The organism is Pseudomonas sp. SO81, from assembly GCF_030374125.1.
GTDB lineage: Bacteria > Pseudomonadota > Gammaproteobacteria > Pseudomonadales > Pseudomonadaceae > Aquipseudomonas.
The window spans coordinates 48702-61326 of the sequence record NZ_CP126126.1; the positions used below are offsets into that span (position 1 = coordinate 48702).

At 65.5% G+C, this 12625-nt stretch carries 12 protein-coding genes; 6 read left to right on the plus strand and 6 right to left on the minus strand.

Features of this window, described 5'->3' with window-relative positions; translation table 11 throughout:
* Positions 1–17 precede the first annotated feature (17 nt).
* The 4 genes from infA to trxB all read right to left on the minus strand — a co-directional run bounded on the left by infA (position 18) and on the right by trxB (position 2816).
* Entirely contained in the window at positions 18–236 is a 219-nt protein-coding gene (gene infA / locus OH686_RS00230) for a translation initiation factor IF-1 (protein WP_137973350.1), read from the minus strand.
* 133 nt (positions 237–369) lie between these two features.
* The gene (locus OH686_RS00235; protein WP_289535590.1) at positions 370–1077 is read right to left on the minus strand and encodes an arginyltransferase; all 708 of its coding nucleotides are present in this window, start codon (positions 1075–1077) and stop codon (positions 370–372) included.
* Positions 1078–1144: 67 nt separating this feature from the next.
* Positions 1145–1825, minus strand: a complete 681-nt coding sequence (gene aat / locus OH686_RS00240; protein ID WP_289538746.1) for a leucyl/phenylalanyl-tRNA--protein transferase — start codon at positions 1823–1825, stop codon at positions 1145–1147.
* Between the two features lie 43 nt (positions 1826–1868).
* Positions 1869–2816: a thioredoxin-disulfide reductase gene (gene trxB / locus OH686_RS00245; RefSeq protein ID WP_289535591.1), complete on the minus strand. Its 948-nt coding sequence runs from the start codon at positions 2814–2816 to the stop codon at positions 1869–1871.
* Between the two features lie 211 nt (positions 2817–3027).
* On the opposite strand from trxB, the gene ftsK reads away from it, so the two are divergent.
* The 6 genes from ftsK (at position 3028) to cysG (ending at position 10535) form a co-directional block, all read left to right on the plus strand.
* On the plus strand, positions 3028–5436 hold the full coding sequence (gene ftsK / locus OH686_RS00250) for a DNA translocase FtsK (protein ID WP_289535593.1): 2409 nt from the start codon (positions 3028–3030) through the stop codon (positions 5434–5436).
* A 14-nt stretch (positions 5437–5450) separates the two neighbouring features.
* Positions 5451–6077: an outer membrane lipoprotein periplasmic chaperone LolA gene (gene lolA, locus OH686_RS00255; RefSeq protein WP_137973346.1), complete on the plus strand. Its 627-nt coding sequence runs from the start codon at positions 5451–5453 to the stop codon at positions 6075–6077.
* A 17-nt stretch (positions 6078–6094) separates the two neighbouring features.
* Positions 6095–7420 (plus strand): replication-associated recombination protein A, encoded by a 1326-nt coding sequence (locus OH686_RS00260; protein ID WP_289535594.1) that lies wholly within the window; start codon positions 6095–6097, stop codon positions 7418–7420.
* Positions 7417–7791 (plus strand): fluoride efflux transporter CrcB, encoded by a 375-nt coding sequence (crcB, locus tag OH686_RS00265; protein ID WP_289535595.1) that lies wholly within the window; start codon positions 7417–7419, stop codon positions 7789–7791. Before OH686_RS00260 ends, crcB begins: the two co-directional genes overlap by 4 nt.
* Before the next feature lie 13 nt (positions 7792–7804).
* Positions 7805–9085, plus strand: a complete 1281-nt coding sequence (serS, locus tag OH686_RS00270; protein WP_289535596.1) for a serine--tRNA ligase — start codon at positions 7805–7807, stop codon at positions 9083–9085.
* A gap of 70 nt (positions 9086–9155) precedes the next feature.
* Positions 9156–10535, plus strand: coding sequence for a siroheme synthase CysG (gene cysG, locus OH686_RS00275; protein ID WP_289535598.1), 1380 nt, complete (start codon positions 9156–9158; stop codon positions 10533–10535).
* Between the two features lie 11 nt (positions 10536–10546).
* Here the strand turns inward: cysG and OH686_RS00280 are convergent, their stop codons facing one another.
* The gene (locus tag OH686_RS00280; protein ID WP_289535600.1) at positions 10547–11548 is read right to left on the minus strand and encodes a glutathione S-transferase family protein; all 1002 of its coding nucleotides are present in this window, start codon (positions 11546–11548) and stop codon (positions 10547–10549) included.
* Between the two features lie 86 nt (positions 11549–11634).
* Positions 11635–12618, minus strand: coding sequence for a glycosyl transferase family protein (locus OH686_RS00285; RefSeq protein WP_289535601.1), 984 nt, complete (start codon positions 12616–12618; stop codon positions 11635–11637).
* Positions 12619–12625 lie beyond the last annotated feature (7 nt).

The window sequence follows — 12625 nt, forward strand, 5'->3', positions numbered from 1 at the left end:
ACTCCGCCAGGGCGGAATCAGCGGGCGCGATAGGTGATGCGGCCCTTGCTCAGGTCATACGGCGTCAGTTCGACGCGGACCTTGTCGCCAGTCAGAATGCGGATGTAGTTCTTGCGCATCTTGCCGGAGATGTGCGCGGTAACGACGTGCCCGTTTTCCAACTCCACACGGAACATGGTGTTGGGCAGGGTGTCGACGACAGTACCTTCCAATTCGAAGCTGTCTTCTTTCGACATGCAGTAAAGCCCTCGGTATCCAAAGATTGGCCCGGTGCAACGGCGCCCAGGCAAAAGCGGCGTGCATTGTGCCCGAAAAGGGTAAGGGCCGCCAAGTGGCTGGAGAGTCGGGAAATGGCCGTGGCCGTTGCACTCAGGTCAGTACGACCCAGCGCTGATTGACGAACAGCTCGATGGGGCGGTACTGGGTCTTGTAGCTCATCTTCCGGCAATTCTTGATCCAGTAGCCCAGATAGACCGCCTGCAGCCCCAAACGTGCAGCCTCGCCGATCTGCCAGAGAATGGCGAAGCGGCCGAGGCTGCGGCGTTCCTCGGCGGGGTCGTAGAAGGTGTAGACCGCCGAGAGGCCGTTGGGCAATACGTCGGTTACGGCTACCGCGACCAGCGCTCCTGCCAGGCGGAATTCATAGAAGCGAGCAAACGGCAGATCGCGGACCAGGAAGGTGCTGAACTGGTCGCGGCTCGGCGGATACATGTCGCCGTCGGCGTGGCGCTGCTCGATATAGCGCACATAGAGGGCGTAGTACTCCTCGCTGAAAGCCGGGCGCACGGCGCGCACCTGGATATCGGCGTTGCGTTTGAGGATGCGTTTCTGCTGGCGGCTGGGGATGAACTGGTCGGCGGGGATGCGTGCCGGCACGCAAGCGGTGCAGCGCTGGCAGTGCGGGCGGTAGAGGTGGTCACCGCTGCGGCGGAAGCCCATCTCCGACAGCTCGGCATAGACCTGCACATCCATGGGCTGGCTGGGATCGAGGAACAGGGTAGTAGCCTGTTCTTCGGGCAGGTAGCTGCATGGATGTGGCTGAGTGGCGTAGAACTTGAGGCGAGCCAGCTCGGTCATGGTCAACCCTCGGGAAACCCCTGGGACAAGTGTATGTCAGGCTACTGACTGCTACCACAGGCCCGGTTCATGGCTGCCAGTCGGCGGTGCTGGGCTGGTCCAGGTAGCGCTGCAGGTAGTTGGCAAATTCCTCGCGGGCGATGGGACGCGCGCCGAAGCTGTGCAGGTGCTGGGTCGGCATCTGGCAGTCGATCAGGGCGAAGCCCCAATCCCGCAGCCTGCCGACCAGGGTGGCGAAACCGACCTTGGAGGCATTGTCGGCGCGGCTGAACATCGACTCGCCGAAGAACAGGCGCCCCATGGCCAGGCCATAAAGCCCGCCGACCAGCAGCTCGCCGTCCCACACTTCCACCGAATGGGCGAAGCCGCGGCTGTGCAGTTCCAGATAGGCGCTGCGCATCGAATCGGTGATCCAGGTGCCGTCGGCGTAATCGCGCGGGCCGGCGCAGCCCTCGATGACGGCGGCGAAATTCTGATCGAAGGTCACGCGATAGCGCTGCTGGCGGATCAGCTTGGCCAGGCTGCGTGACAGGTGGAATTCGTCGGGGATCAGCACGGTGCGCGGATCGGGCGACCACCAGAGCAGTGGCTGGCCCTCGGAGAACCAGGGGAAGCAGCCGTGCCGGTAGGCGGCGATCAGGCGTTGCGCGGACAGATCGCCGCCGGCGGCGAGCAGGCCATTGGGCTCGCGCAGGGCCTTGTCCAGTGGTGGAAAGTCCAGCGAGTCGCGCTGTAGCCAGGTCAGCATGGAGGAGAAGGGCAGGGCGGGCGTCAGGCGCCCGCCCATAGGCTCAGGCGTCGAGGTACTTCTCGGCGTCCAGCGCGGCCATGCAGCCGGCACCTGCCGAGGTGATGGCCTGGCGGTAGACGTGGTCGGCCACGTCGCCGGCGGCGAATACGCCCTCGATGCTGGTCGCAGTGGCGTTGCCTTCGCTGCCGCCCTGGATGACCAAGTAGCCGTCGCGCATCTCCAGCTGGCCCTGGAACAGGTCGGTGTTGGGCTTGTGGCCGATGGCGATGAACACGCCGGCCAGCTGCAGCTCCTTGATGCTGCCGTCGGTGGTGCTCTTCAGGCGCACGCCGGTGACGCCGGTGTTGTCGCCCAGCACTTCGTCCAGGGTGTGGTTCCAGTGCAGGTGCACGTTGCCGTTGGCGGCTTTGTCGAACAGCTTGTCCTGCAGGATCTTCTCCGAGCGCAGCTTGTCGCGGCGATGGATCAGGTGGACTTCCTTGGCGATGTTCGACAGATACAGCGCTTCCTCGACGGCGGTATTGCCGCCGCCGATCACGCAGACCACCTGATTGCGGTAGAAGAAGCCGTCGCAGGTGGCGCAGGCGGACACGCCCTTGCCGGCGAAGGCTTCCTCAGACGGCAGGCCGAGGTACTGGGCGCTGGCGCCAGTGGCTATGATCAGGGCGTCACAGGTGTAGGTGCCGCTGTCGCCCTTGAGGGTGAACGGCTTGCTCTGCAACTCGGCGGTGTGAATATGGTCGTAAACGATCTCGGTATCGAAGCGCTCGGCGTGTTCGTGCATGCGCTGCATCAGCGCCGGGCCGGTCAGGCCGTGTACGTCACCCGGCCAGTTGTCGACTTCGGTGGTGGTGGTGAGCTGGCCGCCGGGCTGAATTCCGGTGATCACGACAGGCTTGAGGTTGGCGCGGGCGGCGTAGACGGCAGCGGTGTAGCCGGCCGGGCCGGAGCCCAGGATGATCAGGCGTGAATGCTTGACTTCGCTCATAAAAAGACCCCATAAGCCTTTGTCACAAAAGAGAATGCATGCTCCAATTGAGCCGCACGTAAGAGATAGCCGGGTATGCTACACCGAAGCAGGATAAGCCGGCAAAACGGCCCAGCGGCCTGGCACGATACCTGTAAATTTGTACAATGGTCGCCACTTTGCGTGTTCCACCGATCGTCAGTCGCGCCCCGAGCGCAGGAATGACAGCGTTTTGAAGAATTCCAGCACAGCAGCTCAGGCCCCGGTCTGGCGCCAGCAATTGCAGTACCGCCTCAAGGAAGGTGCCCTGATCGCGCTCGGCGCGCTCTGCCTGATCCTGTGGATGGCGTTGCTGACCTATGACCAGAACGATCCGGGCTGGAGCCATACCAGCAGCACCCAGCAGGTGCAGAACGCCGCCGGGCGTGCCGGTGCCTGGTGCGCCGACATCCTGTTCATGGTCCTGGGCTATTTCGCCTACCTGTTCCCGCTGCTGCTGGCGGTAAAGACCTGGCAGGTGTTCCGTAATCGCAACCAGCCTTGGCAATGGAGCGGCTGGCTATTCTCCTGGCGCCTGATCGGCCTGGTCTTCCTGGTGCTGGCCGGTGCCGGCTTGGCGCATATCCAGTTCCAGTCCGCCCCCGGCTTGCCGGCCTCGGCCGGCGGCGCGCTGGGCGAGAGCCTCGGCCAGTTGGCCAAGGACGCGCTCAACGTGCAGGGCAGCACGCTGATGTTCCTGGCGCTGTTCCTGTTCGGCCTGACCGTGTTTGCCGACCTGTCGTGGTTCAAGCTGATGGACCTGACCGGCAAGATCACCCTCGACTTGATCGAGCTGGTGAACAGCCTGATCACTCGCTGGTGGGAGGCCCGCCTGCAACGCAAGCAGCTGGTGGCGCAGCTGCGCGAGGTGGATGCGCGCGTCGCCGAGGTGGCGGCGCCCGTGGTGTCGGATCGTCGCGAGCAGGCCAAGGTCAAGGAGCGCCTGATCGAGCGCGAGGAGACCCTGGCCAAGCACATGGTCGAGCGCGAGACCCGCGTTGCGCCGGTCATCGCACCGCCGCCACCGCCCAAGGCCGCCGAGCCGAGCAAGCGCGTGCTCAAGGAAAAGCAGGTTTCCCTGTTCGAGGATTCCGCGGTCGCCGGCACCCTGCCGCCGATTTCCATCCTCGATGTGGCGGAGAAGAAGCAGAAGAGCTTCTCGCCCGAGTCTCTCGAGGCCATGTCGCGCCTGCTGGAGATCAAGCTCAAGGAGTTCGGCGTCGAAGTGGTGGTGGAGTCCGTACACCCGGGCCCGGTGATCACTCGCTTCGAGATCCAGCCGGGCATCGGCGTCAAGGTCAGTCGCATCTCCAACCTGGCCAAGGATCTGGCGCGCTCGCTGGCGGTGATCAGCGTGCGCGTGGTCGAAGTCATCCCGGGCAAGACCACCGTCGGCATCGAGATTCCCAACGAGGATCGCCAGATCGTGCGCTTCTCCGAGGTGCTGTCCTCGCCGGAGTACGACGATGCCAAGTCGCCGGTGACCCTGGCCCTAGGCCACGACATCGGCGGCAAGCCGGTGATCACCGACCTGGCCAAGATGCCGCACCTGCTGGTGGCCGGTACTACCGGCTCCGGTAAGTCGGTGGGCGTCAACGCCATGATCCTGTCGATCCTGTTCAAGTCCGGCCCGGAAGACGCGCGGATGATCATGATCGACCCGAAGATGCTCGAACTGTCGATCTACGAGGGCATCCCGCACCTGCTATGCCCGGTGGTCACCGATATGAAGGAGGCCGCCAACGCCCTGCGCTGGTCAGTGGCCGAGATGGAGCGCCGCTACAAGCTGATGGCGGCCATGGGCGTGCGCAACCTGGCCGGCTTCAACCGCAAGGTGAAGGACGCCGAGGAGGCCGGCACGCCGCTGTCCGACCCGCTGTACAAGCGCCAGTCGATGGAAGACGAAGCGCCGCTGCTGAAGACCCTGCCGACCATCGTTGTGGTGGTCGACGAATTCGCCGACATGATGATGATCGTCGGCAAGAAGGTCGAAGAGCTGATCGCGCGTATCGCACAGAAGGCGCGGGCCGCCGGCATCCACCTGATCCTGGCTACCCAGCGCCCATCGGTGGACGTGATCACCGGCCTGATCAAGGCCAATATCCCGACCCGCATGGCCTTCCAGGTATCCAGCAAGATCGACTCGCGCACCATCCTCGACCAGGGTGGCGCCGAGCAGCTGCTGGGCCACGGCGATATGCTCTATCTGCCGCCGGGCACCGGCCTGCCGATTCGCGTGCATGGCGCCTTCGTCTCTGACGATGAAGTGCATCGCGTGGTCGAGGCCTGGAAGCAGCGCGGCGCGCCGGACTACATCGAAGACATCCTGGCCGGCGTCGAAGAGGCCGGTAGCGGCTTCGACGGCAGCAGTGGCGGTGGCGAAGGCGGTGAGGGCAGCGAGGAAGATCCGCTGTACGACGAGGCCGTCAATTTCGTCCTGGAGAGCCGCCGCGCCTCGATTTCCGCCGTGCAGCGCAAGCTGAAGATCGGCTACAACCGCGCCGCGCGCATGATCGAGGCCATGGAAATGGCCGGCGTGGTGACCGCGATGAACACCAACGGCTCGCGCGAAGTCATCGCGCCGGGGCCGTCCCGAGACTGACCAAGAGGATTTCCATGCGCCTGATTCGCATGCTGCTGCTGGCCGCGCTGGCCTGCAGCCCCGTTTTTGCCCATGCCGACGACGAGGCCGCGGTGAAGCGCCTGACCGGCCTGCTCGACCGCGCCCAGACCCTGACCGGACGCTTCTCCCAGCTGACCCTGGATGGCAGCGGCACCCAGCTGCAGGAAACCTCCGGCCAGCTGGCGCTGCAGCGCCCGGGCCTGTTTCGCTGGCACACCGATGCACCGCAGGAGCAACTGCTGGTGTCCAACGGCCAGAAGGTCTGGCTGTACGACCCGGACCTGATGCAGGTGACCATCCAGACCCTCGACCAGCGCCTGACCCACACACCGGCGCTGCTGCTGTCCGGTGATGTGTCGAAGATCCGCGAGAACTTCGAGATCACCTTCAAGGAAGGCGGTGACGTGGTCGACTTTATCCTCAAGCCGAAGGCCAAGGACACCCTGTTCGACAACCTGCGCCTGTCCTTCCGCAAGGGCATGATCAACGACATGCAGCTGATCGACAGCATCGGCCAGCGCACCAACATCCTGTTCCTCGGCGTGAAGATGAACGAGAAGCTGGATGCCGCGCAGTTCGACTTCCAGGTGCCGGAAGGCGCCGACGTCATCCAGGAATAACGAGGCCGCCGCACACCGTGGATCTGTTCCGCTCCGCCCCTGTCGCCCAGCCCCTGGCGGCGCGCCTGCGCGCCACTAGCCTGGACGAGTACGCCGGGCAGGAGCATGTGCTGGGCCCCGGCAAGCCGCTGCGCGAGGCGCTGGAGCAGGGCGCGCTGCACTCGATGATCTTCTGGGGCCCGCCCGGGGTCGGCAAGACCACCCTGGCCAAGCTGCTGGCGCAGGTCTCCGATGCGCACTTCGAGACGATTTCCGCCGTGCTCTCCGGCGTGAAGGAAATCCGCCAGTCGGTGGAGATGGCCAAGCAGCAGGCCGCCCAGTACGGCCGTCGCACCATCCTCTTCGTCGATGAAGTGCACCGCTTCAACAAGAGCCAGCAGGATGCCTTCCTGCCCTATGTGGAGGACGGCACGCTGATCTTTATCGGCGCGACGACGGAAAATCCCTCCTTCGAGCTGAACAACGCCTTGCTCTCGCGGGCCCGTGTCTACGTGCTGAAGAGCCTGGACGAAGCGGCCATGCGCAAGCTGGTGCAGCGCGCGCTGACCGAGGACAAGGGCCTGGGCAAGCACAACCTGAGCCTGCCGGAAGAGAGCTTCCAGATTCTCCTGGCCGCCGCCGACGGTGATGGCCGGCGCCTGCTCAACCTGCTGGAGAACGCGGCCGACCTGGTAGAGGACGGCGGCGCGATCGGCATCGAGCTGCTGCAGAACCTGCTGGGTGACAGCCGCCGCCGTTTCGACAAGGGCGGCGAGGCCTTCTACGACCAGATTTCCGCGCTGCACAAGTCGGTGCGCGGCTCCAATCCCGACGCGGCACTGTACTGGTACGCGCGCATGCTCGACGGCGGCTGCGATCCGCTTTACCTCGCGCGGCGCGTGGTGCGTATGGCCAGCGAGGACATCGGCAACGCCGACCCGCGCGCCCTGACCCTGTGCCTGAATGCTTGGGATGTGCAGGAGCGTCTGGGCAGTCCCGAGGGTGAATTGGCGGTGGCCCAGGCCATCGTCTATCTCGCCTGCGCGCCGAAGAGCAACGCGGTGTACATGGGCTTCAAGGCTGCCATGCGCGAGGCCGCCGAGCACGGTTCGCTGGAGGTGCCGCTGCACCTGCGCAACGCGCCGACCAAGCTGATGAAGGAGCTGGGCTACGGCGAGGAATACCGCTACGCCCACGACGAGCCGGATGCCTATGCCGCCGGCGAGGACTATTTCCCCGAGGAACTGGAGCCGCGCCGTTATTACGATCCGGTGCCACGCGGCCTCGAACTGAAGATTCGCGACAAGCTAGCCCACCTGGCGAGCCTGGATGCGGCCAGCCCACGGCGGAGGCGCAAGCCATGATCGGCGTTGTGTTCGCCGTCGCCCTGGGCGGCATGATCGGTACGTTAGTGCGCTACGCGACCGGCAACTGGGTCACCAGCCACTTTCCCCAGCATTTCTACAGCGCTACCCTGGCGGTCAACCTGGTTGGCTGCCTGATGATCGGCTATCTGTATGGCCTGTTCCTCATGCGCCCGGAAGTGCCGGAAGCGCTGCGCGCCGGGCTGATGGTCGGTTTCCTTGGCGGCCTGACCACGTTTTCATCCTTTTCCCTCGACACGCTGCGCCTGCTGGAAAACGGCCAGGCACCGGTAGCCATCGGCTATGCGGCCGCCAGCGTGTTGGGCGGCCTGCTCGCTACCTGGGCCGGCCTGACATTAACCAAGCTCTGAACGAGAACCTCCCATGCTCGACTCCAAACTGGTCCGTACCCAACTGCAGGACATCGCGGACCGCCTGGCTACCCGTGGCTTCCAACTGGACGTGGCGCGCTTCGAAGCGCTCGAATCCCAGCGCAAGTCGGTGCAGATGCGCACCGAACAGCTGCAGGCCGAGCGCAATGCCCGCTCCAAGTCCATCGGCCAGGCCAAGGCCCGTGGCGAGGACATCGCGCCGCTGCTGGCGGAAGTCGACAAGATGGGTAGCGACCTGGAAGAGGGCAAGCGCGAGCTGGACGCCATCCAGACCGAGCTGGACAACCTGCTGCTGAACATCCCCAACCTGCCGCACGAGTCCGTGCCGGTCGGTGCCGACGAAGACGGCAACGTCGAGGTGGCTCGCTGGGGCACCCCGCGCAGCTTCGATTTCGCGATCAAGGATCACGTCGCCCTCGGCGAACAGCACGGCTGGTTGGATTTCGAGACTGCCGCCAAGCTGTCCGGCGCGCGTTTCGCTCTGCTGCGCGGCCCCATTGCCCGCCTGCACCGCGCCCTGGCCCAGTTCATGATCAACCTGCACACCGGCGAGCACGGCTACGAGGAGGCCTACACCCCGTACCTGGTACAGGCCCCGGCCCTGCAGGGCACCGGTCAGCTGCCGAAGTTCGAGGAAGACCTGTTCAAGATCAGCCGCGAAGGCGAGGCGGACTTCTACCTGATTCCGACCGCCGAGGTCTCCCTGACCAACATCGTCTCCGGCGAGATCCTCGACGCCAAGCAGCTGCCGCTGAAGTTCGTCGCCCACACCCCTTGCTTCCGCAGCGAGGCGGGCGCCTCTGGTCGTGACACGCGCGGCATGATCCGCCAGCATCAGTTCGACAAGGTCGAGATGGTGCAGATCGTCGATCCGGCCACTTCCTTCGAGGCTCTGGACGGCATGACCGCCAACGCCGAGCGCGTGCTGCAGCTGCTCGAGCTGCCGTACCGCAAGCTGGCCCTTTGCACGGGCGACATGGGCTTCAGTGCAGTGAAGACCTACGACCTGGAAGTCTGGGTGCCGAGCCAAGACAAATACCGCGAGATTTCCTCCTGCTCCAACTGCGGCGACTTCCAGGCCCGCCGCATGCAGGCGCGCTACCGCAACCCGGAAACCGGCAAGCCGGAGCTGGTGCACACCCTCAACGGCTCCGGCCTGGCGGTGGGCCGTACCCTGGTGGCGGTGCTGGAGAACTACCAGCAGGCCGACGGCAGCATCCGCGTGCCGGACGTGCTCAAGCCCTATATGGGCGGCATCGAGATCATCGGCTAAGGCCTGATTGCAATGCAGAATACGGGGTGGCGATGGCCACCCCGTTTTTTATCTCTGGTGAGAGTGAGTCATGGATTTCCTTCCGCTGTTCCACAAGCTTCAGGGGCGTGTCGTGCTGGTCGTCGGCGGTGGCGAGGTCGCGCTGCGCAAGGCGCGCCTGCTCGGTGATGCCGGCGGGCAACTGCGCGTGGTGGCACCGGAGGTGCGCGGCGACCTGCGCGAGCTGGCCGGCGCGGAGGGCGTGTTCCTGCGCGGCTATCAGTCGGCGGATCTGCAGGGCGTGGCCCTGGTGATCGCCGCCACTGATGACGAGCCGCTCAATGCTCGTATATCGGCCGAGGCCCAGGCGCTGGGCATTCCAGTCAATGTGGTCGACGCGCCGGTCCTGTGCAGCGTGATCTTCCCGGCCATCGTCGACCGCTCGCCGCTGATCGTCGCGGTGACCAGTGGCGGCGACGCGCCGGTGCTGGCGCGGCTGATCCGCGCCAAGATCGAGACCTGGATTCCCGCCACCTATGGGCAATTGGCAGGGCTGGCCAAGCGCTTCCGCGAGCGGGTCAAGCAGCTGTTCCCTGATGTGCAACAGCGTCGGGTGTTCTGGGAAGACGTGTTCCAGGGGCAGATCGCCGAGAGTGTGTTCGCCGGCAAGCTGGCTGAGGGCGAGCGTCTGCTCGAAGCCAAGGTCGCCGGCGCCGCGCCGCGCGCCCTGGGCGAGGTCTACTTGGTCGGTGCCGGTCCGGGCGATCCCGACCTGCTGACCTTCCGTGCCTTGCGCCTGATGCAGCAGGCCGACGTGGTGCTCTACGACCGCCTGGTGGCGCCGGCCATCATCGAGCTGTGCCGCCGGGATGCCGAGCGCATCTACGTGGGCAAGCGCCGCTCCGAGCATGCGGTGCCGCAGGAGGAGATCAACCAACTGCTGGTGGACCTGGCCAAGCAGGGCAAGCGCGTGCTGCGCCTGAAGGGCGGCGATCCGTTCATCTTCGGCCGGGGCGGCGAAGAGATCGAGCAGCTGGCCGCCGAGGGCATCCAGTTCCAGGTGGTGCCGGGCATCACCGCTGCTTCCGGTTGCGCGGCCTACGCCGGCATCCCGCTGACCCACCGCGACCATGCCCAGTCGGTACGCTTCGTCACCGGCCACCTCAAGGACGGCAGCACCGACCTGCCCTGGGCCGATCTGGTGGCGCCGGGCCAGACTCTGGTGTTCTACATGGGCCTGGTCGGTCTGCCGAGCATCTGCCAGGAGCTGATCGCCCACGGCCGCGCCGCCGACACGCCGGCGGCCCTGGTGCAGCAGGGCACCACGCAGAATCAGCGGGTGTTCACCGGCACCCTGGCCAACCTGCCGCAGCTGGTGGCCGAGCACGAGGTGCATGCGCCGACCCTGGTGATCGTCGGCGAAGTGGTCACCCTGCGCGAGAAGCTGGCTTGGTTCGACAAGGCTCAGTAGGCTTTAGGCGCTCATCCTTTGCGGGCGATACCGCGCCCGCTCAGGTGCTCACGCCCATGGGGCTCATCGAAGCGCTGCTGTGGGCCCAGTGGCACGATGCCGGTCGGGTTGATGGTGCGGTGGCTGGCGTAGTAGTGGTGCTTGATGTGCTGGAAGTCCACGGTCTGCGCCACGCCCGGCAGCTGGTACAGCTCGCGCAGCCAGCCACTGAGATTCGGGTAGTCCGCCAGGCGCCGCAGATTGCACTTGAAGTGGCCGTGGTACACGGCGTCGAAGCGGATCAGCGTGGTGAACAGGCGGATATCGGCCTCGGTCAGGTGCTCGCCGGTCAGGTAGCGGCGCTGGCCCAGTAGCTGCTCCAGGCGATCCAGTTCGTCGAACAACGTGCCGAAGGCCTCCTCGTAGGCTTCCTGGGTGGTGGCGAAGCCGGCGCGGTACACACCGTTGTTCACCGCCGGGTAGATGCGTGCGTTGAGCGCGTCGATCTCGTCGCGTAGCGCCTCGGGGTATAGGTCCAGTGTGTTGCCGGTAATGCCGTCGAAGGCCGAATTGAACATGCGGATGATCTCCGCCGACTCGTTGCTGACGATGCGCTGTTGCTGCTTGTCCCACAGCAGCGGCACGGTTACCCGGCCGGTGTAATGCGCATCGTCCAGGGTGTAGCGCTGATGCAGGAACTGCAGGCCGTCCAGGGCGTCGCCGCTGGAGCCGGTCTCGGTATCGAAGGTCCAGCCCTGTTCGCGCATCAGCCAGCTGACCACCGAGACGTCGATCAGCTCGCTCAGGCCCTTGAGCTGGCGATAGATCAGCGTGCGATGGGCCCAGGGGCAGGCCAGGGAGACATAGAGGTGGTAGCGGCCGGCTTCGGCACGGAAGCCGCCTTCGCCGCTCGGGCCGGGCGCGCCGTCACGGGTGATCCAGTTGCGCCGTTGCGCGTTCTCGCGCTGGAAACGGCCGTCCTTGCCGTTCTCGTACCATTGGTCATGCCATTGACCAGCAATGAGCTGTCCCATGACTGGCTCCCTCATGAATGATTAGGGGGACAGTCTATTGATTTGTGCTCGATGAATAAGTGCAAAAATAAGGCGACAACTATCGGTCATTCCGATAATTGGCGTGCATCCCAGCGCCGGCGGGCCTCGGCGAAGGCCGCCTGGCGATCATGACCCAGCGCGTGCAGCGCCAGCGCCATGGTGCTGTGCACCGCCAGTTCGCCGTAGCTGTCCTGCTGCTCGCCGCGCCAGAAGGCCAGCAGTTGCTGTGGGTTCAGGCTCTCCGGCTTGACGTGGCGCTGGGCGGAGAGGGCGGGCCACTCTTCGTCCCAGTTCTCGCCGTTCTCGGTGCCGTACAGATGGCAGATGCCGTCCGGGTTGACCTCGATCTCGCCGCCTTCGCCCTTGACCACGATGGCGTGATCGCCGAGCAGCTGGCTGGCCTCGCGGTGCACCGCCTGGTAGCCCGGGTGGAAGATGCTCTGCAGGCCGACCCTTGCACCCAGCGGATTGATGATGCGCGCCAGCGAGTGGATCGGCGAGCGCAGGCCTAGGGTATTGCGCAGGTCGATCATGCGCTGCAGTTGCGGCGCCCAAGCGCCCAGCGGGGTGAAGGCCAGGTTGTGCTTGTCCAGCGCTGCACCGACCTCGCTCCAGTCGGCGCACAGTGGAATCTCCAGCATCTGCAGCAACTGCTCGCTGTACAGGCGCCCGGCGGTATGGGCGCCGCCACCGTGGATCAGGATGCGCAGGCCGCTGCCGGCCAGCGCCTTGATCGCCAGGAGGAACCAGGGCAGGTGGCGCTTCTTGCCGGCATAGGTCGGCCAGTCGATGTCCACGGCGATCTGCGGCGCATTCAGGCGCTGGCGAATGGCTTCGGCGAAACCGGCCAGCTCCTCGGCGCTTTCCTCCTTGTGCCGCAGCAGCATGAGGAAGGCGCCCAGCTGGGTGTCCTCGACCTTGCCGTCGAGCAGCATGCCCATGGCCTCGCGCGCTTCCTCGCGGGTCATGCTGCGTGCGCCGCGCTTGCCCTTGCCGAGGATGCGTACGAACTGGGCGAAGGGATGTTCCGGCGGGGCGACGAGGTTCATGGCGAGG